Origin of the sequence: Actinomadura sp. SCN-SB, assembly GCF_043906805.1 — a bacterium.
Classification (GTDB): Bacteria; Actinomycetota; Actinomycetes; order Streptosporangiales; family Streptosporangiaceae; genus Spirillospora.
On the sequence record NZ_JBIMPP010000002.1, the window covers coordinates 1 to 18,585 of the forward strand.

Annotated in this window: 17 protein-coding genes; 10 read left to right on the forward strand and 7 right to left on the reverse strand. The window is 70.5% G+C overall.

Annotated elements, in window-relative coordinates; genetic code table 11:
- Window positions 1-45 precede the first annotated feature (45 nt).
- Complete coding sequence (locus ACGWYJ_RS01265) at window positions 46-729, reverse strand: TetR/AcrR family transcriptional regulator (protein ID WP_395103594.1); 684 nt, start codon at window positions 727-729, stop codon at window positions 46-48.
- 340 nt (window positions 730-1,069) lie between these two features.
- On the opposite strand from ACGWYJ_RS01265, the gene ACGWYJ_RS01270 reads away from it, so the two are divergent.
- The 4 genes from ACGWYJ_RS01270 (at window position 1,070) to ACGWYJ_RS01285 (ending at window position 4,895) form a co-directional block, all read left to right on the forward strand.
- Window positions 1,070-2,068, forward strand: coding sequence for a LacI family DNA-binding transcriptional regulator (locus tag ACGWYJ_RS01270; protein ID WP_395103595.1), 999 nt, complete (start codon window positions 1,070-1,072; stop codon window positions 2,066-2,068).
- Window positions 2,069-2,226: 158 nt separating this feature from the next.
- Complete coding sequence (locus ACGWYJ_RS01275) at window positions 2,227-2,463, forward strand: hypothetical protein (protein ID WP_285701466.1); 237 nt, start codon at window positions 2,227-2,229, stop codon at window positions 2,461-2,463.
- Window positions 2,464-2,563: 100 nt separating this feature from the next.
- Entirely contained in the window at window positions 2,564-3,379 is an 816-nt protein-coding gene (locus ACGWYJ_RS01280; protein WP_395103596.1) for an N-acetylmuramoyl-L-alanine amidase, read from the forward strand.
- Window positions 3,380-3,383: 4 nt separating this feature from the next.
- Window positions 3,384-4,895 (forward strand): methyltransferase, encoded by a 1,512-nt coding sequence (locus ACGWYJ_RS01285; protein WP_395103597.1) that lies wholly within the window; start codon window positions 3,384-3,386, stop codon window positions 4,893-4,895.
- Here the strand turns inward: ACGWYJ_RS01285 and ACGWYJ_RS01290 are convergent.
- Both ACGWYJ_RS01290 and ACGWYJ_RS01295 read right to left on the reverse strand, forming a co-directional pair.
- The gene (locus ACGWYJ_RS01290; protein ID WP_395103598.1) at window positions 4,892-5,965 is read right to left on the reverse strand and encodes a quinone-dependent dihydroorotate dehydrogenase; all 1,074 of its coding nucleotides are present in this window, start codon (window positions 5,963-5,965) and stop codon (window positions 4,892-4,894) included. The two genes, ACGWYJ_RS01285 and ACGWYJ_RS01290, sit on opposite strands and share 4 nt — an antisense overlap.
- Before the next feature lie 57 nt (window positions 5,966-6,022).
- Window positions 6,023-7,276, reverse strand: a complete 1,254-nt coding sequence (locus ACGWYJ_RS01295) for a hypothetical protein (RefSeq protein WP_395103599.1) — start codon at window positions 7,274-7,276, stop codon at window positions 6,023-6,025.
- 246 nt (window positions 7,277-7,522) lie between these two features.
- Between ACGWYJ_RS01295 and ACGWYJ_RS01300 the strand changes: the two genes are divergently transcribed.
- The 6 genes from ACGWYJ_RS01300 to ACGWYJ_RS01325 all read left to right on the forward strand — a co-directional run bounded on the left by ACGWYJ_RS01300 (window position 7,523) and on the right by ACGWYJ_RS01325 (window position 14,673).
- The gene (locus tag ACGWYJ_RS01300) at window positions 7,523-8,521 is read left to right on the forward strand and encodes an SCO0930 family lipoprotein (RefSeq protein ID WP_395103600.1); all 999 of its coding nucleotides are present in this window, start codon (window positions 7,523-7,525) and stop codon (window positions 8,519-8,521) included.
- 449 nt (window positions 8,522-8,970) lie between these two features.
- Window positions 8,971-10,299 carry an extracellular solute-binding protein gene (locus tag ACGWYJ_RS01305; protein WP_395103601.1) on the forward strand — a complete coding sequence of 443 codons (1,329 nt, stop codon included), beginning with the start codon at window positions 8,971-8,973 and terminating at the stop codon, window positions 10,297-10,299.
- Window positions 10,300-10,312: 13 nt separating this feature from the next.
- Window positions 10,313-11,245, forward strand: a complete 933-nt coding sequence (locus ACGWYJ_RS01310) for a carbohydrate ABC transporter permease (protein WP_395103602.1) — start codon at window positions 10,313-10,315, stop codon at window positions 11,243-11,245.
- Complete coding sequence (locus tag ACGWYJ_RS01315) at window positions 11,245-12,075, forward strand: carbohydrate ABC transporter permease (RefSeq protein WP_395103603.1); 831 nt, start codon at window positions 11,245-11,247, stop codon at window positions 12,073-12,075. Before ACGWYJ_RS01310 ends, ACGWYJ_RS01315 begins: the two co-directional genes overlap by 1 nt.
- An 8-nt stretch (window positions 12,076-12,083) precedes the next feature.
- Complete coding sequence (locus ACGWYJ_RS01320; protein WP_395103604.1) at window positions 12,084-13,415, forward strand: ABC transporter ATP-binding protein; 1,332 nt, start codon at window positions 12,084-12,086, stop codon at window positions 13,413-13,415.
- A 7-nt stretch (window positions 13,416-13,422) separates the two neighbouring features.
- Window positions 13,423-14,673 carry a DUF4032 domain-containing protein gene (locus tag ACGWYJ_RS01325; protein ID WP_395103605.1) on the forward strand — a complete coding sequence of 417 codons (1,251 nt, stop codon included), beginning with the start codon at window positions 13,423-13,425 and terminating at the stop codon, window positions 14,671-14,673.
- Between the two features lie 32 nt (window positions 14,674-14,705).
- Here the strand turns inward: ACGWYJ_RS01325 and ACGWYJ_RS01330 are convergent, their stop codons facing one another.
- The 4 genes from ACGWYJ_RS01330 to ACGWYJ_RS01345 form a co-directional block, all read right to left on the reverse strand.
- Window positions 14,706-15,854, reverse strand: a complete 1,149-nt coding sequence (locus tag ACGWYJ_RS01330) for an Ig-like domain-containing protein (RefSeq protein ID WP_395103606.1) — start codon at window positions 15,852-15,854, stop codon at window positions 14,706-14,708.
- Window positions 15,855-16,056: 202 nt separating this feature from the next.
- Window positions 16,057-17,250, reverse strand: a complete 1,194-nt coding sequence (locus tag ACGWYJ_RS01335) for a homogentisate 1,2-dioxygenase (protein ID WP_395103607.1) — start codon at window positions 17,248-17,250, stop codon at window positions 16,057-16,059.
- A gap of 98 nt (window positions 17,251-17,348) precedes the next feature.
- Entirely contained in the window at window positions 17,349-17,891 is a 543-nt protein-coding gene (locus ACGWYJ_RS01340) for a MarR family winged helix-turn-helix transcriptional regulator (protein WP_395103608.1), read from the reverse strand.
- Window positions 17,892-17,932: 41 nt separating this feature from the next.
- Complete coding sequence (locus ACGWYJ_RS01345) at window positions 17,933-18,535, reverse strand: TetR/AcrR family transcriptional regulator (protein WP_395103609.1); 603 nt, start codon at window positions 18,533-18,535, stop codon at window positions 17,933-17,935.
- Window positions 18,536-18,585 lie beyond the last annotated feature (50 nt).

Below are 18,585 nucleotides of genomic sequence, written 5' to 3' on the forward strand. Positions count from 1 at the left end.
GCCGCCAGGCGAGGAGCGCAGCTCGTGCTTGCAATGAACACAGTCTTAGCTGGCGTTTAGTTCTTGTTCTACTAGTTTGTTGACCAGGGTGGCTACGGCGGGGTCGTGGCGGCCGGCTACTTCCAGGAGGACGATCAGCTGGTCTACCAGGAGGTTTTCCAGGGTGGATCGGGTGACGTCGCGGGTTTCGAGCCAGTCGAGGCCGGCGGTTTCGACGGAGGCCATCCAGGAGCGCAGGGTGATGCGCAGGATGGGTGGGGGCGACTCCGCGTCGAAGGCGCAGAGGATGCGTTCCAGGAGCATGGAGCGGACGCCGTCGATGATCTCGCCGACTTCGCCGGAGCGGTCGGCGGGGCCGCCGCGGAGGAGGGCGGCGTAGCCGGCGGCGTGGCCTTCGACGAAGCCGAAGTAGCGTTCCAGGGAGATCCGGAGGCGTTCCAGCGGTTTGCCTTCGGTGGGGGGCTTGAGGAGGTCGGTGAGCTGGTTGGCCGCGTTGGTGAGGGCGGCCAGGTAGAGCTCGTACTTGCCGCCGAAGTAGTGGTAGACGAGGGCGCGTGAGGCGCCCGCGGCGGCGGCGACGTCGTCGATGGAGACGTCCTCGGGCGGGCGGGTGCTGAAGAGTTGCAGCGCCGCCTCGATCAGCTCGTCCCGGCGCTCGTCCACGCTGAGCCTGCGGCGGGTCCGCTGCCCGTTCCTCGGTTTGCCTCCGGTCACTGTACGTTCGCCCACCTGCGCAGCGTATCCGAGTGCGCCGACGGGAACGCGCGCCCTTTTTCCACTCGTGAACGGAGCACCTCGGCATTGTGCTCCAGAACACCACAGGCCCGAACTGCCATTGACGTACGCCCGTTACTCACGGTTGCGACGATTCGGAGCGAAGGCAAGGCATCATGGCATCTCCCCCCGAGTGGGGGAGGCGCGCCGGCCCCTCCAGCGGGCCCCGGTTCGCCGAGGCGGCAGGTCCTGCAGGCCCCCTGGACGGAGTGCCATGTCACTTGGTGAAGGTAGTAGTCCCCCGCGTGAACGAAAGGGCGCTGTGCCCCTGCCGCGTGGCGGCGCAGGGCGCGCGGTGCCCGGTCCCAAGCCGACGATCCGCAATGTCGCCGAACGTGCGGGAGTGTCGAAGTCCCTGGTCTCCCTGGTGATGCGCGGGTCGCCGCATGTGAGCGAGCGGCGGCGGCAGGCCGTGCTCCAGGCGGCCCGTGAGCTGGGGTACCGGCCGAACGCGGTCGCACGCAGCCTGGTGGAGGGCCGGACGAGGCTCATCGGGGCGATCGTGGCCGACCTGCACAACCCGTTCTTCGCCGAGTTCCTGGACGGGCTCCAGGAGACCCTGCACGGCGAGGGCCTGCGCATGCTGGTCGGCAGTGGGCGCTGGGATCCGATGTTCGAGGCGGAGGCGGTCGAGGCGTTCCTGGAGATGCGGGTGGACGGCCTGGTGCTGCTCAGCGTCGTGCCCGATTCGCTGAAGGAGGCGGCGGCCAGCGTTCCGGTGGTGGTGGTCGGCGAACGCGATGTGATGGGGGTCGACATCGTGGTGGACGACGACGAGCTGGGCGCCAGCCTGGCCGTCGAGCATTTGGTGGAGCTGGGACATCGCCGCATCGCCCATATCGAGGGGGCACGCTCGACCACGGCGCGCTACCGCCGGGCCGGGTACGAGAAGGCGATGCGGCGGCACGGATTGGAGGACGAGATCGTCGTCGAGCACGGCGACTTCACCGAGGAGGGCGGGTACCGGGCCGCGCGGGCGCTGTTGTCGCGTGACCGCAGGCCCACCGCGATCTTCGCGCCCAACGACCTGGTCGCCACCGGGGCGCTGTCGGCGGCGGACGAGCTGGGGCTGCCCGTGCCCGAGCAGGTCTCGATCGTCGGGTACGACAACACGCATCTGGCGGCGATCCGGCATATCTCGCTGACCAGCGTGGATCAGCCGCGCCGTGACATGGGGCGGGTCGCCGCCGAGCTGCTCACCGCGCGGATCGAGGATCCGGGACGGGTGGCGCGCCAGAACCTGGTCGTTCCCCATCTGGTGGTGCGGTCCACGACCGGGCCCGCGCCGGAGTGACGCCGCCGCGGGAGGCTCGTCCGTTCTCTCCTGGCAAGGGGACGGTCAAGCCTCCCGCAAGCGGCGTGCCGCGGGCGCCGGACGGGGTGTTAATGGGGGCGACCGTTCGGCGGCCCGTGGCGCGCCGCAAGAGATCGATGTCACCGGGGGGCGGGGTCGTGCGTGATCCGGAGTTGGTGTCGTCCGCGCAGCGTGCGGCGAGCGAGCTGGAGCGTGCCTGGTCGGAGTGGCGGCACGCGCGGGGCCTCGCCGAGGAGCTGTCGGAGTCGGTGGCGAGTTACGTGGCGCACTCGATCGACCATCCCTGGGGACGCCCCCGTGTGGTCCTCGGCCTGGACACGGAGGAGGCGCGTGCCCTGGCCGCGCTGCTCGGCAAGGCGGAACCGGCGAGCTGACCGGTGCGCGTTTTGACGAATCCGTACCTGTATGCAGACTGTCAGGGTCCATAACGAACTCGTTACTGGGGGTCGGCCCATGGGATCGCACCGACACGGCATGGCCGCGGTCGCTCTGGCGCTGTGCCTGGGTGTGCTGGGGGCGTGCGGTGACGGTTCCGATCAGGGCAGTGGACCGGACCGTGGCGTTCAGCCGCCCACGTCCACGCGGACAGGCGAGACGCCGGACGGGCGGGGCCCGACCGGAGGGTCCGACGCGCTGCGGGGCAAGGTCATCGTGATCGATCCGGGGCACAACGGCGGCAACGCCCGGCACCCGGGGGAGATCAACCGGCTGGTCTTCGTGGGCAACGGGCGGAAGCCGTGCGACACCACGGGGACGTCCACCAACGACGGTTACAGCGAGCACGCCTTCACCTGGGACGTGTCGAAGCGCCTCGCCAAGTTGCTGAGGGAACGCGGCGCCGAGGTCAAGCTGACCCGCGAGAACGACACCAGCGTGGGGCCCTGCATCACCGAGCGGGCCGGTATCGCCAACCGGGCGAAGGCGGACGCGGCGATCTCCATCCACGGCGACGGGGCGCCGGCGTCCGGCCACGGGTTCCATGTCATCGAGCCGATCGGGGTGCGGGGGTTCAACACGCAGATCGTCGGGTCATCGCGCACCCTCGGTACGGCGATCCGGGACGCGTTCCATGGGGGCACCGGCCTGCCGTTCTCGACGTACCGGGGCACGCGGGGCATCGACCGCAGGGACGACCTGGGCGGGCTCAACCTGTCCAAGGTGCCGAAGGTGTTCATCGAGTGCGGCAACATGCGGAACTCGTCGGACGCGGCGAAGATGAGGAGCGCCGCCTTCCGGCAGCGGATGGCCGAGTCCCTGGCGAACGGCTTCGCCGCCTTCCTGGCGCGCTGAGCGGATGTCCGCTGATCTGCGTGCGCTCGGCCGGGCGTGGGAGCGTGCGGGCTACACGGTCCAGGGGGTCCGGGACCTGCTGGGCCCGGTCGCGGGCGGCGCGCTGGCGCGGGACGAGATCGTTCCGGCGCTGCGGGCGACCGGTGGGGGGTCGCCGCTGGAGGCGCTGGTCCGGTTGTTCTGGCTTCAGGTGCCCGTTCCCGCCGCGTCGCTGGGTTCCGGACGGTACGGCGCGGACGGGTTGATCGCCGCCGGGCTGGCCGAGCCGTCCGGTGGGGAGGTGCGGGCGCTGCTGCGCGTCGAGCCGCTGGAGGCGGTGGACGACCCGGCGGGTGGCCACGCCGGTTATGTCGTCTCGGATCTGAAGGTGCTGCCGGGAAGCGCCGCAGCCGTCCGGTCCGATCACGTGGTGGGCGCGGGCGGCGCGTCCGGCGGCCTGGCAAGGCTCGCTGTCCACAGCCCTGTGGATAACGCCCTTGATCTGGGTACGGGCTGCGGCGTTCAGGCGCTGTGGCTGGCCTCACGGGCGCGCCACGTCACCGCCACGGATGTGAACCCCCGGGCCTTGGCGATGGCGAGGATGAGCGCCGCCCTCTCCGGGGTGGAGGGGGTCGAGTTCCTTGAGGGCTCGCTTCTGGAGCCGGTCGCGGGACGCCGGTTCGACTTGATCGTCTCCAACCCGCCGTTCGTCATCGCCCCGCCGGAGGAGGGCACGCGGTACGTCTACCGCGAGTCGGGCTTACCGGGTGACGAGTTCTGCAGGCGCCTGGTCGCCGAGGCGCCCGGACTGCTGAACGAGGGCGGCCATTGCCGGTTCCTGGCCAATTGGTTGCAGGTCAAGGGCGTCCCCTGGGAGGAGCGGGTCGGCGCCTGGGTGGAGGAGTCCGGCTGTGATGCGTGGGTCGTCCAGCGGGATGCGCAAGACCCGGCGGAGTACGCGGAGCTGTGGCTGCGCGATTCCCGCGAGGCGGGGACGTCCCGGTACCGGGAGCGGTACGACGCCTGGCTCGACTACTTCGAGCGGCACGAGGTGACCGGAATCGGCTTCGGCTGGATCGTGCTGCGGCGTACCGGAGCGGACCGCCCGGTGATCCGGGTGGAGGAGATCCGGCACGCGGTCGATCAGCCGGTGGGCGCCTACGCCGACCGGATCCTGGACGGGTTCCGTGCCGCCCGCGAGTTTTCCACAGCCTGTGGAAAGGGTGTCGCGGAGGGCCTGCTGCTCCGTACCGTGGACGGCGTCGCGCAGGAGCAGATCGGACCACCGGGAGCGGAGGACCCGGAGCGGATCCTGCTCCGGCAGAGCGATCGGCTGCGCCGGGCGGCGGGCGTCGGCACGGTCGAGGCCGCCCTCGCCGGGGTGTGCGACGGGACGCTGCCGCTCGGCCCGCTGCTCGACGCCATCGCGCAGCTCCTGGCGCTCGAACCCGGTCAGGTACGGGCGCACGCCGAGGCGGTGCTGCCCGAGCTGATCGCCGACGGCTTCTTCGAGCTCGTCCCGGCCCGACCCACCTAGGGGCGGGCGGAGGACAGGTCGCGGAAGGCGCTGCCGTGGACGCGGCGGGACAGGTCCCGGTTGGTGCGGTGTGCCCAGAGCGGGCCGCCGTAGATCATGGCGGTGTACGCCTGGACGAGGGTCGCGCCCGCCCGGATGCGTTCCCAGACGTCGTCGGCGTTCTCGACGCCGCCGACCGAGATCAGCACGAGCCGGTCGCCGGTGCGGGCCCGGAGGCGGCGCAGGACCTCCAGGGAGCGTTCCTTCAGCGGCGCGCCGGACAGGCCGCCGGTCTCCTTCACCAGTTCGGCGGGGCTCGCCAGCCCCTCCCTGCCGACCGTGGTGTTGGTGGCGATGATCCCGTCCAGCCCGAGGTCGAGCGCGAGTTCGGCGACCGCGTCCACATCGGCGTCCGCCAGATCCGGAGCGATCTTGACGAGGAGGGGGACGCGGCGCTCGCGGCACGCCCGGTCGGCCGCCTCGCGGACCGCCGTGAGCAGGGGGCGCAGATGTTCGACCGCTTGCAGGTTCCGCAGGCCGGGGGTGTTGGGCGAGCTGACGTTGACGACCAGGTAGTCGGCGTACGGGGCGAGGCGTTCGGCGCTCGTGACGTAGTCGGCGGCGGCCTCGGCCTCCGGCACCGCCTTGGTCTTGCCGATGTTGACCCCGACGATCGTCCCGGGACGGCGCGCGGCGAGCCGCCGCCTGGCGGCCTCCGAGCCCTCGTTGTTGAATCCCATCCGGTTGATGACCGCCCTGTCACGGGGAAGGCGGAACAACCGCGGGCGGGGGTTGCCCGGCTGGGGCCGTCCGGTCACCGTCCCGATCTCGACGTGCCCGAACCCGAACGCGCCCAGCGCGTCGCACGCCACCGCGTCCTTGTCGAAGCCGGCCGCGAGCCCGAGCGGGCTGGGGAACTCCAGGCCCAGCGCGCGGACGGCGATCGCCGGGTCGCGCGGGGCCAGAAGGCGCCGCAGGAGCGCGGTCGCGCCGGGTATCGCCTGGATCGCCCGCAGCCCGCGCAGCGTCCAGTGGTGCGCGGTCTCGGCCGGAACCCGGGAGATGACCTGTGAGAACAGCAGCCCGTACATCGAGGTCGATTGTCCCAGGGCCGGTCCCGGCCGCACGGGGCGGGGTCAGCGGGCGGGTCAGCGCGCGGGGCGGCCGCGGAAGGCGCGGCGGAACTGGAGCCGGACGTCCCGCACGGTCTGCCGGATGGGCGACAGCACGCTCCTGCGCACCCACCGGGCCGGGTCGCGGACGGTCACCCGCCAGGTCGCGCGGATCACCTGCCCGGCCGGGACGAGCACGGTGTCCTTCACCACGCGGGCGGGCGCGACGACGAGGGTGCGCCACAGCCACCTCAGGCCGCGGGCGGTGAACCGCCACAGGGCGGCGATGGCCTGGCCGATGGGGCGGAGCAGGTAGCGGTACAGGGCCAGCGCCGGGATCACGAACAGGATCCGCGCGATCCACGAGAACAGCCGGCCGAGCATCCGCCAGGCCCAGAACAACGCCCCCAGGAAGATGCCCCAGACGGCCGAGACGCCGGTTCCCAGCAGTTGCAGGGCCCGGAGGAGGGCCGCGCCCGTGGCGCGTGCCAGCCGGGCCAGGAAGGCCAGCGGAGGGCGCAGCACGTACCGCCACAGCACGATCGCCGGTCGGACGATCAGGACGTCGCCCAGGAACCTCAGCGCGATGCCGACGCCCTTCAGCACCAGCCACAGCCCGGTGCCGATGCCCTTGAGCGCGATCCACAGCCCGAGGCCGATCTGCTTGAGGACCCACCCGATGCCCCGGCACAGGGCGGCGAGCGGGCGAACGAGAATCAGGTTCAGGATCGTGCCGATCTGCGTGCCGAGCCGGCGCAGGCCGGTGGCCAGACCGGAGACGATGGCGGCGAGGAGCCTGCCGATCGGCGCGAGGAACACCGCCGTGAACCAGGACGCGGCCCGTCCGATGCCCCGTCCCAGGAACCGCAGGCCGCCCCAGAGGGCGACGACGGCCAGCCAGCGGAGCGGCCCGTACACGAGGGCCGTCCAGAGCCAGGCCACGCCCGACCAGAGGGCGGCGGCGCCCATGCCGATCAACCGGACGATGGGATGCAGCAGGGTCAGGTAGGCGGCGCGCAGCATCCGCCCGATCCATCCGGGTGTCCGCTTCAGGCCACGCCCGGCCAGCGCCGCCAGATCGTAGACCAGGCGGAGGGGCAGGACGATCACCACGGCGATCACCCGTGCCGGGACGACGATCCACACCGGACCCGCCTGCGTGCCCAGAGGACGGCCGTGAGCGGCGGGCGGCTTGGTGAGGTCGATGGGAGGGAAGGCCGCGGCCGGGCCCCCGGGCACCCCGTCCTTCCGCGGCGGCCCTGAGTCCTTCTCCAGTGGCCCTGTGGTCACGACTGCGCTCCCGGGTGCGGTCCTGGCCCTGCCCTGGCCGGCATCAAGATCGGGCCGTATGTCCATTGTGGACGTCGATCGCGCTGCTGTCGTTCACCCCATCCGGCCCAGCGCGCGGAACGCCGGCGGAGCGCCGGACCGCCATGGCCGGTGGGACTCGTGGGGACGGTGTTGAACCCGTCCCGGTGCCGACCGCGTATTGCTCGTCGACCCGGGGGCCGGATCGGCTGATCGGCTGGAGGCGGAATGGGGATCTCGCGATGGGCGCCATGGACGGCGCCCGCGGTGGCCGTCCTGGCGGCCTCGGCGATCGTTCTCACGGCCTGCGGGTCCGAGGGGTCCGGCGGCAGGTTGAACGCCCGCGCCGGGACGAACCCGAGCGCGGCGCCGTCGCGGCCGCCCCTTCCGTCGCCGACCGCGGTGCCGACGGCGCTGGAGGTGGCGAGCGTCGGCGGGCTCGGCAGGGTGGTGACCGACCGGAAGGGACGCACCCTGTACCGGTTCGACAAGGACACGGCCCGGCCGCCCGCGTCCACCTGCGTGGACGCGTGCGCGAAGGCGTGGCCGCCGGTGCCGGCCGGGGACGGCGCCGTCCAGGTGAAGGGCGTGGACGAGGACCTGGTCGGCAAGGTGCGGCGCCCGGACGGGCAATGGCAGGTCACGCTCGCAGGCTGGCCGCTCTACACGTACGCCAAGGACCGGCAGCCCGGGGACGCCAAGGGGCAGGGCGTGGGCGGCGCGTGGTACGCGGCCCGGCCGGACGGCAAGAAGGCCGCGCCCCCGCCGCGGGAACGTCCCCAGCGGGAGGGCGGCGACCGCCGGGCCGGGTGGACGGTGGTCAAGGTGCGGCGCGATCCGCGGCTCGGCATGATCGTCACCGATGGCGCGGGACGCGTGATGTACCGGTTCGACCGGGACCGGCCACGCACCACCACCTGCTTCGGCGCCTGCGAGCGGGCCTGGCCGCCGGTGATCTTCACGACCTGGAGCAGGCTGCGCGTCGAAGGCGTGGATCGCCGTCTCGTGGGCTTCATCGAACGCAAGGACGACGGCCGGTGCCAGCTCACCATCGCGGGACGCCCGATGTACCACTTCGCCGGGGACGACCGCCCGGGTGACACCGAGGGGCAGGGCGTCGGGAACGTGTGGTGGGTCGTGTCGCCGCGCGGCGAGCGGGTCATCACGGGCACCGGCGGGCCGGATCATGGCGGAGGCAACGGCAGGGGCGGGAGGTACGGCTATTGATCTTCGTCCCGGGCCTTGACCATCCCCCGAACAGGGGTGATGGGAGGAATTCCGGGACGGGCGGGCGGTCTCCGGACGGGGTCCGGACGGCCCGCCGCACAGGCGAAGGCGTGGAGATTTCGCGGGTCGGTCGGGGTCCGCGGTCTCCACGCCTTCTTGCATGTCAGCTATGTCGGGAATGTAATGAAGTGCCAGAAGAGGTATGGAAGGGTGGGGCGACGGGGTATGCCGCGAGTGCGGGCCGCACCCCATGCCGACCCTATGCCACAAGATCACAATGTTTCGGAAGAGATTCCCGTTTCCATAGCGTTGCGTTTTTCTCACGATTTAGTCGGGTAGTAAACCGAGATCTCGACAGCTCCTAAGCCGGGTGTTTACGTGGGATCCGGTCCCGCCATGGAATGCGGCCCGGTGAAGCGCCCGCATGGTGGGAGCTTTCTGGAGGTCCGATGGCGGAGCGAAGCGGAACCCGGACCCGGTACGGCGGCGTTCGGGGCAGGGCCAGGAGCCTGCGAGCGGCCCTCGCGGTGGTGCTCCTGGGGGCGGGACTGGCCGCGTGCGGCGACGACGGCGGCCCGCCCGAGCTCACCTGGTACGTCAACCCCGACAACGGCGGCCAGATGAAAATCGCTCAACGTTGTAGTCAAGCTTCGGGCGGCCGTTACACCATCACCACCTCACTTCTCCCCAGCGATGCCACCGCCCAGCGTGAGCAGCTCATTCGCAGGCTGGCGGCCAAGGATTCCGGGATCGACCTGATGAGCCTGGACCCGGTCTTCGTCCCCGAGGCCGCCAACGCCGGGTTCCTGCGCCCGTTCACTCCCAGCGAGGCCGCGCCGCTCACCCAGGGCGTGTTCCCCGTGGCGGTGCAGAGTTCCACCTGGAAGGGGAAGCTCTACGCGGCGCCGATGTGGGCCAACACCCAGATCCTCTGGTATCGCAAGTCCGTCGCGAGACGCGCCGGGATCAACCCCAACGACCCCAACTTCACCTGGGACCAGATGATCGACGCGGCCACCCGTACCAACACCCTGGTCGGCGTCCAGGGCAACCGGTACGAGGGCTACGTGGTGTGGATCAACGCGCTGATCGCCTCGGCCGGCGGCCGCATGATCGGCCAGACCGAGCGGGGCTCCCGCGCCTCCATCGAGATCGACTCTCCGGCCGGGCGGGAGGCCGCGCGGATCATCGGCAAGCTCGCGCGGTCCGGCGTGGCGAGCCCGACCCTGGCCACCGACATCGAGGAGCAGTCCCGGGCCACGATCAACAGTCCGCGCGGCGGGTTCCTCCTCAACTGGGGCTATGTCTGGCAAGCGGAGCAGGGCGACGCGGAGGACGGCGCCATCGACCAGAACATCGTCAACGACCTCGGCTGGGCGCCCTATCCCAAGGTGACCCCGAACCGGCCGGCCAAACCGCCCTTCGGCGGCATCGAGATCGGGGTCAGCGCCTTCGGCAGGCATCAGGACGTCGCCGTGGAGGCGGTCCGGTGCATCACCTCACCCGCGAACATGAAGCAGTACATGCTCGACGAGGGCAACGTGGCGGCCCGTCCGGACATCTTCGATGATCCGGACATCCTCCAGCAGTTCCCGATGGCGCCGCTGCTCCGCGACTCGATCGTCGCCTCGTCGCCTCGTCCCAACACCCCCTACTACGCCGATCTGTCAGGGGCGGTACAGAACCGCTGGCACCCGCCTACCGAGGTGAACGAGAACACACCGGGCCGGACCAGCGTGTTCGTCCGTCAGGTCCTGCGCGACCAGGCGCTGCTCTGAGAGAGGGGCCTCGATGACTCTGGTGGAAAAGGCGCCGGCCGCCGACCGGGAGGCGCAGGCGGCGATCTCCGACCGCAGCCGCGCCGAGCGCAGGATGGGCCTGCTGCTCTCGGCGCCCGCGGTGATCGTGATGCTGCTGGTGACGGGGTATCCGCTGCTCAACGCGGTGTACCTGTCGCTGTTCAGCTACCGTCTCACCGCGCCCGAGGACAAGCGCTTCGTCTGGTTCTCCAACTACGTCACCGCGCTGACGGACGGGCTGTTCTGGCAGGTCGTGCTGACCACGTTCGTGATCACCGCGGTCACGGTCGCGGTGGAGCTGGTACTCGGCTTCATGCTGGCGACCGTGATGCACCGGGCGATCTTCGGCCGGCGCACCGTCCGCACCGGGATCCTGCTGCCCTACGGCATCGTCACGGTGATCTCGGCGTTCGCCTGGAAGTACGCCTTCGACCCGCAGTCGGGGTTCGTCAACCCGTGGTTCGGGCTCGGCGACTACGCCTGGTTCTCCCATCGCTGGTCGGCGATCTTCGTGATCATCCTGTCCGAGATCTGGAAGACGACCCCGTTCATCTCGCTGCTGCTGCTGGCCGGGCTGGCGCAGGTGCCGCGCGACCTCGGCGAGGCGGCCACGGTGGACGGCGCCACCGCCTGGCAGCGGCTGTGGCGGGTGACCATCCCGAACATGAAGGCGGCCATCCTGGTGGCGGTGCTGTTCCGCACCCTGGACGCCTGGCGGATCTTCGACAACCCGTTCATCATGACCTCCGGCCAGCAGGGCACGGAGGTGTTCTCGTTCCTCACCTACCGGCAGACGATCACCCGTACCGCCATCGGGCTGGGTGACGCGGTCGGGGTGCTGTTGTTCCTTTCGGTGGTGCTCATCGCAGCCGTGTTCATCAAGGGGTTCCGGGTGGACCTTTCCCAGGTACGAGGAGATCGCTGATGGAGTCGACCCGATCGAAATGGGGCTGGATCCTGGCCTCGCTGTTCATCCTGGTCTGGTCGGCCTTCCCCATCGTGTGGATCGTGATGCTGTCGTTCAAGGATCCCAGTGAGATCGGTAATATCAAGGGGTTCTTTCCCAAGCAGTGGACTTGGGAGAACTACTCCACGGTCTTCAGCACCGACCTGTTCACCGCGGCATTGATCAACTCGATCGGGATCTCGCTGATCGCCACGTTCATCGGGGTGGTGTTCGCGACGCTGGTCGCCTACGCCATCGCCCGGCTGGAGTTCCCGGGCAAGAAGACGATCCTGTCCTTCGCCCTGGCCATCGCGATGTTCCCGGTGGTGTCGCTGGTCGGGCCGCTGTTCGACCTGTGGCGCAACGTCGGCCTGTACGACACCTGGCCCGGCCTGATCATCCCGTACATCTCGTTCGCGCTGCCGCTGGCGATCTGGACGCTGTCGGCGTTCTTCCGCGAGATCCCCTGGGAGATGGAGCAGGCCGCGCAGGTCGACGGCGCCACCACCTGGCAGGCGTTCCGCAAGGTGATCGTGCCGCTGGCGGCGCCCGGGGTGTTCACCGCGGCGATCCTGGTGTTCTTCTTCTGCTGGAACGACTTCGTCTTCGGCATCTCGCTCACCTCCACCAACAGGGCCCGGCCGGTGCCCGCGGCGTTGGCCTTCTTCACCGGGGAGTCGTTCTTCCAGCAGCCCACCACCGCCATTTGTGCCGCCGCCGTGGTCGTCACGGTGCCCGTGGTGGCGATCGTCCTGCTGTTCCAGCGTCGGATCGTCGCCGGGCTGACGTCCGGCGCCGTCAAGGGATAGGGAGCGCCATGGCCGCCATCACCATGAAGAACATCGTCAAGAAGTACGGCGACGGGTTCCCGGCCGTGAACGACGTGTCCCTGGAGGTGCGGGACGGCGAGTTCATGATCCTGGTCGGGCCGTCCGGCTGCGGTAAGTCCACCCTGCTGCGGATGATCGTGGGCCTGGAGGACATCACCGCGGGCGAGATGCGGATCGGCGACAAGGTCGTCAACAGGGTCGCGCCCCGGGAGCGCAACCTGTCGATGGTGTTCCAGAACTACGCGCTGTACCCGCACCTCACCGTGTTCGAGAACATCGCCTTCCCGCTGCGCCTGGCCAAGACCCCCGAGGACGAGGTGCAGCGCCGGGTGAACGAGACCGCCGAGCTGCTGGAGCTGACCGAGCATCTGCAGCGCAAGCCGGCCAACCTGTCGGGCGGGCAGCGGCAGCGCGTCGCGATGGGCCGCGCGATCGTCAGGGACGCGCAGGCGTTCCTGTTCGACGAGCCGCTGTCCAACCTGGACGCCAAGCTGCGCGGCCAGATGCGCACCGAGATCTCCCGGTTGCAGCGGCGGCTCGGGGTGACCACGGTGTACGTCACGCACGACCAGACCGAGGCGATGACGCTCGGCGACCGGGTCGCGGTGCTGCGCAAGGGCGTCCTCCAGCAGGTCGGCAGCCCGCGCGAGCTGTACGAGGAGCCGGCCAACCTGTTCGTGGCCGGGTTCATCGGGTCGCCGTCGATGAACTTCCTGCCCGCGACGGCGGCGGATTCGCACGTGGACACGCCGCTGGGCCGTTTCGAGCTGGACGAGCGCAAGGCCGCCGCCATCGGCGACCGCGAGATCGTGCTGGTGGGCATCCGTCCCGAGCACTTCGAGGACGCCTCGCTGGTCTCCGACGAGAAGCGCTCCCGCGGCGCCACGGTGCGCGCGCACGTGGACGTCACCGAGTGGCTGGGCAACGAGCTGTACGCGTACGTCCCGTACGAGGCGCCGGACATCGTGTCGACCAAGCTGCGCGAGCTGTCCCGCGAGCTGGACAGCGACCAGCTCCGCACCCAGGCCGTGGTGGCGCTGGACGCCGGCAGCCTGATCACGGCGGGCGAGGACGCCGAGCTGTGGATCGACACCGGCAGGGCGCACATCTTCGACGCGGAGACCGGCGAGAACCTGACCCGGGACGAGGAGCGGGTGGCGAAGCTGAGCGAGCAGGCCGACAAGGCCCGCGAGGCGCAGCGCCGCGCCCAGAAGGAGCGCTCCGAGCGCGCCGCCGGTACGGGCGCCACGGCGGCGGCAGCCGCCTCCAAGGAGGCGGGATCCGGCGGGGGCGATGAGGGGAGCGGCGCGAGCGAGTAGCGACGCGATGCGCTTCCTTTTCGCGCCTCCGGCGGAGCCGGCGGCAGGGCTGCTCGACCTGCCCTGGCGCGAGCCGCTGGAGGCGTGGGACGACGACCGCCTGGTGGACATCCGCCAGCGCGGCCTGTCCCGGCACGTCGTGCGGTTCGTCGCCGAGTCCGGCCAGGTGTACGCGCTGAAGGAGCTGGACGGGCGGCTCGCCCGGCGCGAGTACCGGCTGCTGCGCAAGCTGAAGGAGCTGGCGCTGCCCGCCGTGGACGTGCTGGGAGTGGTCGTCGACCGCGGTGAGTGCGCCGACGCGGTCCTGGTGACCAAGTTCCTGGAGTTCTCCAGCTCCTACCGGGCCCTGTTCGCCAACCCGCGCGGCGGCCACCCCACCGACCGCCTGCTGGACGCCCTGGTGGAGCTGCTGGTCCGGCTGCATCTCGCGGGGTTCATGTGGGGCGACTGCTCGCTGTCGAACGCGCTGTTCCGGTTCGACGCGGGCGCGTTCGCCGCGTACCTGGTGGACGCGGAGACCGCCGAGCTGCACCCGTCCCTCACCGACGGGCAGCGCGGCTACGACGTGGAGCTGGCCAGGGAGCGGATCGCCGGGGAGCTGTTCGACCTGTACGCCGCGGGGACGCTGCCGCGCTCGGTCGATCCGGTCGGCGTCGCCGAGGACGTCGTCCGGCGGTACGAGGCGCTGTGGGACGAGCTGACCCGCGAGGAGATCCTGCATCCCGACGACCAGCGGTACCGGATCGCGGAGCGGCTGCGCCGCATCAACGAGCTGGGCTTCGACGTGGACGAGGTCGAGTTGGTGGACGCGGGCGAGGAGGGGTCGCGGCTGCGTGTGCGCACCTGCGTCGCCGAGCCCGGCCACCACCGGCAGCTTCTCTACACCCGTACCGCGCTCAGCACCCAGGAGAACCAGGCGCGCCGCCTGCTGAACGACATCGCGTCCTTCCGCGGGCACCTGGAGCAGAAGTTCGGGCGTCCCGTCCCGGAGGTGGTGGCGGCCAACAAGTGGCTCGCCGAGGTGTACGAGCCGGTCGTCGCGGCCATCCCGGAGGAGCTGCGCGACCGGCTGGACGAGGTGGAGGTCTTCCACGAGGTGCTGGAGCACCGCTGGTTCCTGTCGGAGCGCAAGGGCCGCGACGTCGGCACCACCGCCGCGGCCCGCGACTACTTCCGCAACGTCCTGCCCAAGGTGCCGGACGAGCTCACCTTGACCGCCAACAAGGCGTCCAAGCGCCGCCCGGCATCACGCGACTGAACTCTGGGGCCCGCGCGGGGGCGCGCCGCCGGTCAGTCGAGGGCGCTGCCCTTCTTCCACTTCTCATAGGAGAGCTGCCAGAACGACCAGCCGTTGTTCCACTCCAGCTTGCGCCTGGTGCCCTTGATGATGACGACATCGCCCGGCTGGGAGTTCTTGTAGAACCAGATGGCGTCGCGCGCGGGCTGCCGGACGCAGCCGTGGCTGCAGTTGGCGCGGCCCAGGCAGTACTCCTCGCCCGCGGTCTGGTGCAGGTACTCGCCGCTGTTGGAGATCCGCACCGCCCAGCCGATCAGCTCGTCGTAGTAGCCGGGGTCGCCCTTCTTGCGGCCCGGCGAGATCATCCGGGTCGGGTTGTTCTTCTCCATGGTCAGGTGCACGCCGCTGGTGGTCGTGTACTCCAGGGTGCTGCCGTTGCCGCCGCTGACCGGGATGGTGCGCTTCTTCTCGCCGTCGACCGTCACCACCGACCGGTGCTTCTTCAGGTCGACCTTGGTGATCCGGGCCGCGCCGATCTCGAAGGTGCGGGTGAAGTCGCTGGTGCCGTACACGTCCTTGGCGGCGCGCACGCCCGCGAGCCGCGCCTTCAGCGTCACCTTCTGGTGCGCGGCCCAGTACTCCTTGGTCCGGTACACGACCTGCCGGTCGCCGATCCAGCGCCAGGCGCCCTCGACCGGCTTCTCGGCCCTGACCTCCAGGGCCCGCTCGACCGCCGCCTTGTTGAACACCGCGCGGTCGAAATTGAGGATGATCGGCATCCCGACGCCGTAGGTGTCGCCCCGGTTGTTCTCCAGGATCCAGTCCAGCGAGACGTCGATGGTCTTCTTCGGCTTGAGCGTCCTGAACGAGCTGAACGCCTGCGACGCGGTGCCGATCGAGTTCTTCGCGACGGCGTTCACCGTGTAGGACGTGGACGGCCTGAGCGTCCACTTGGACCGCCATTGGGTGCGCTGGGCGTTGAATTCGCCCGGCACGTCCTTGCCCTTGGCCCGCACGGTGACCGATTGCAGCGTCCCCCCGGCGGCCGTCACCACGACGCCCTTGTCGGGACGTGCCTTCTTGGTGCCCTGCGCCGGCGTGATCGTCACCTTGGCCGCGGGAACCGTGGTCTCACCGCCCGCCGTGGTGCCCCGGTGCGTCTGGGTCTCGCATCCGGTCAGTGCCAGCCAGACACAGAGCATGAGCGCTCCGGCTCGCCAACGTCGCCTGCTTTCGCCGTCCATCAGCACCTGCGCCACGCCGAGCCGGCTCCCCTCACCCGTCACAAGAGGCCGTTATTTATTGATGTTGAAAAAATACCCTGCTATGGCCTCTCCGTCCCGGGGGATGGTGATTGCGATGTGAGAACGAAGAGTCACCGAGCGGGGAGGGGATGACGGGCATTCAGGCGTGGCGTCCTGCCCACGTCCAGGCGTAGGCGGGGTCTTCGCAGGCTTGGCCGCCCTCGCCCAGCTCCAGCGGGCGGAACGTGTCGACCATGACGGCCAGTTCGTCGAAGAACTCCACGCCGATGCTGCGCTCGTAGGCGAGCGGCTGCGGGCCGTGGGCGTACCCGCCGGGGTGGACGGAGACCGAGCCCTGGCCGATGCCCGATCCTCTGCGCGCCTCGTAGTTCCCGCCGCAGTAGAACATGATCTCGTCGGAGTCGACGTTGGAGTGGTAGTAGGGGACGGGGATCGACTGCGGGTGGTAGTCCACCTTGCGTGGCACGAAGTTGCAGACCACGAAGTTGTTGCCCTCGAACACCTGGTGGACGGGCGGCGGCTGGTGGACCCGGCCGGTGATCGGCTCGAAGTCGTGCACGTTGAAGGTGAAGGGGTACAGGCACCCGTCCCAGCCCACCACGTCGAAGGGGTGCTCGGCGTACACCATGCGGGTGCCGGCCAGGCCGCGCGAGGTGCGGTGCTTCACCAGCACTTCGACGTCCGTGCCCGTGGCCTGGAGGACGTCGGTCGGGCCGTGCAGGTCGCGTTCGCAGTAGGGGGCGTGCTCCAGGAACTGGCCGTAGCGCGACAGGTAGCGCTTGGGCGGGGCGATGTGCCCGGTCGCTTCGATGATGTAGGCGCGCAGCGGGCCCTCGCCCTTGGGCAGCCAGCGGTGGGTCGTGGACGTGGGAAGGATGACGTAGTCGCCCTGCCTGGCGTGCAGGGCGCCGAAGATGGTCTCGACGGTGGCCTCGCCGGACTCGATGTAGACGATCTCGTCGCCGGTGGCGTTGCGGTAGAGCGGGGAGTCGGCGGTGCAGACCGCGTACGACAGGCGCACGTCCGCGTTGCCCAGGATCAGCCGGCGGCCGGTGACCACGTCGGTGCTCGCCCAGGTGTCCTTGGGGAACAGCTCGTGCAGGCGCAGGTGGCGATGTCTGAGCGGGTGGTTGGGCGTGGTCGCCACGTCGGGGATCTCCCAGATGGTGGAGTCCACCAGCGCCGAGGGCACGCCGCGGTGGTACAGCAGCGAGGACGCCGACGAGAAGCCCTCCTCGCCCATCAGCTCCTCGCGGTAGAGGCGCCCCTCGCCGTCGCGGTGCGCGGTGTGGCGCTTGGGCGGCACGTCACCGACCCGGCGGTAGTACGCCATCGCTCCCCCTCCTCCGGCTCGTCCGAGGAATTAGTTCATGTATTAACCGTCTCTCCGGCGGGCGGCCCCGTCAATCCCCTACCCGTGCGGGGGCGAGATCACCTGCGCTCGCGCACGTCGAACTGGTCTCGGTTGGAGATCAGCTTGTCCAGCAGCATGATCAGGATGCGCTGCTCGGTCTCGGTGAGCACGCCCGTCCACTGGTGCTCGCGCTCGTTCTGCGCGCGGAAGACCTCCAGCATCGTGGCGTGCCCGCGGTCGGTGAGCGACAGCAGCACCGAGCGGCCGTCCCGCTCGCCGGGCGAGCGGGCCAGCAGGCCGTCCGCGACCAGCGACTTGGCCAGGTTGGAGACCGCGGCCCTGGTCATGCCCGCCAGCGTGGCCGCGCGCCGCGACTCCAGCGGGCCGGCCAGCCAGGTCACGAACAGCAGCCGGAACGCGGCCCACGACAGCCCGCGCGGCCGGTGCACCGACGCCTCCAGGTCATAGGTGACGATCATGGCCGCGCGGTTCAGGGTGAGCAGCACCTGGGTGGCGAGCCGGTGCCGGAAGCCGAACTCCTCGGAGAGCCGCCGGTCGGCCAGCTCCACGAACGACCAGAAGTCCACCGCGCCCTCGGCTGCCCGATCGTCCCCGGCCATGCCGTCACCCTAGCGGCGCGCACGGATAGTTCAACCGTGTACTAGTCCGGCGGTTCGGTGAAGGGGCGGGCCATCTCCTCGACGGTCTCGTCCAGCACCGCCAGGAGGGGGCTTGTGGGCTCCTCCTCGGTCCAGACCTGTGCCGCGATCCGCATCGCGGTGAGGAAGGCGCCCGCGAGGACGCGGGGACGGCGGCTTCCGGGCGGCAGGCCGTCGCGGTCGCGGATGAGGCCGGCCAGGCGGCGCTCGTACCCCGCGTAGTGGGTGAGCTGCCGTTCCAGGACGGAGGGATGTTTGCGGGCGAGGCGGGACTGGGCGACCCACTGGGGGTCGGGCTCGCCGATCTCCTCGTACACGCCGTGGGCCGCCCGGTGGAGCGCGGTCCACGAGGGCTCGCCGGGCGGACGGGCGGCGAACGCCTCCAGCAGCCGGTTCATACGCCGTTCGTCGCCGTAGAGGAGGGCGTCCTCCTTGCCCGCGAAGTAGTTGGAGAAGGTCCGCCGGGAGACCCCGGCGGCGTCGGCGATGGCCTCGACGGTGACGTTGTCCAGGCCGCGCTCCACGGCCAGGCGCATCGCGGCCTCGTGCAGCGCCTGGCGCGTCGCCTCCTTCTTGCGCTCCCGGAGCCCGGCAGGGGTGCCCATGGTGTGCAGCCTATCCAGCGGGTCGGCTGCCCACTGAGAAACTTTGCCCA

What these genes read in the sequence shown, in the direction of transcription:
- ACGWYJ_RS01310 (WP_395103602.1), top strand. Translation starts at nt 10,313, where the DNA reads ATGACTCTGGTGGAAAAGGCGCCGGCCGCCGACCGGGAGGCGCAGGCG.
- ACGWYJ_RS01320 (WP_395103604.1), top strand. Translation starts at nt 12,084, where the DNA reads ATGGCCGCCATCACCATGAAGAACATCGTCAAGAAGTACGGCGACGGG.
- ACGWYJ_RS01340 (WP_395103608.1), bottom strand. Translation starts at nt 17,891, where the DNA reads ATGGCCGGGGACGATCGGGCAGCCGAGGGCGCGGTGGACTTCTGGTCG.
- ACGWYJ_RS01300 (WP_395103600.1), top strand. Translation starts at nt 7,523, where the DNA reads ATGGGGATCTCGCGATGGGCGCCATGGACGGCGCCCGCGGTGGCCGTC.
- ACGWYJ_RS01325 (WP_395103605.1), top strand. Translation starts at nt 13,423, where the DNA reads ATGCGCTTCCTTTTCGCGCCTCCGGCGGAGCCGGCGGCAGGGCTGCTC.
- ACGWYJ_RS01280 (WP_395103596.1), top strand. Translation starts at nt 2,564, where the DNA reads ATGGCCGCGGTCGCTCTGGCGCTGTGCCTGGGTGTGCTGGGGGCGTGC.
- ACGWYJ_RS01335 (WP_395103607.1), bottom strand. Translation starts at nt 17,250, where the DNA reads ATGGCGTACTACCGCCGGGTCGGTGACGTGCCGCCCAAGCGCCACACC.
- ACGWYJ_RS01285 (WP_395103597.1), top strand. Translation starts at nt 3,384, where the DNA reads ATGTCCGCTGATCTGCGTGCGCTCGGCCGGGCGTGGGAGCGTGCGGGC.
- ACGWYJ_RS01315 (WP_395103603.1), top strand. Translation starts at nt 11,245, where the DNA reads ATGGAGTCGACCCGATCGAAATGGGGCTGGATCCTGGCCTCGCTGTTC.
- ACGWYJ_RS01305 (WP_395103601.1), top strand. Translation starts at nt 8,971, where the DNA reads ATGGCGGAGCGAAGCGGAACCCGGACCCGGTACGGCGGCGTTCGGGGC.
- ACGWYJ_RS01290 (WP_395103598.1), bottom strand. Translation starts at nt 5,965, where the DNA reads ATGTACGGGCTGCTGTTCTCACAGGTCATCTCCCGGGTTCCGGCCGAG.
- ACGWYJ_RS01330 (WP_395103606.1), bottom strand. Translation starts at nt 15,854, where the DNA reads ATGCTCTGTGTCTGGCTGGCACTGACCGGATGCGAGACCCAGACGCAC.
- ACGWYJ_RS01345 (WP_395103609.1), bottom strand. Translation starts at nt 18,535, where the DNA reads ATGGGCACCCCTGCCGGGCTCCGGGAGCGCAAGAAGGAGGCGACGCGC.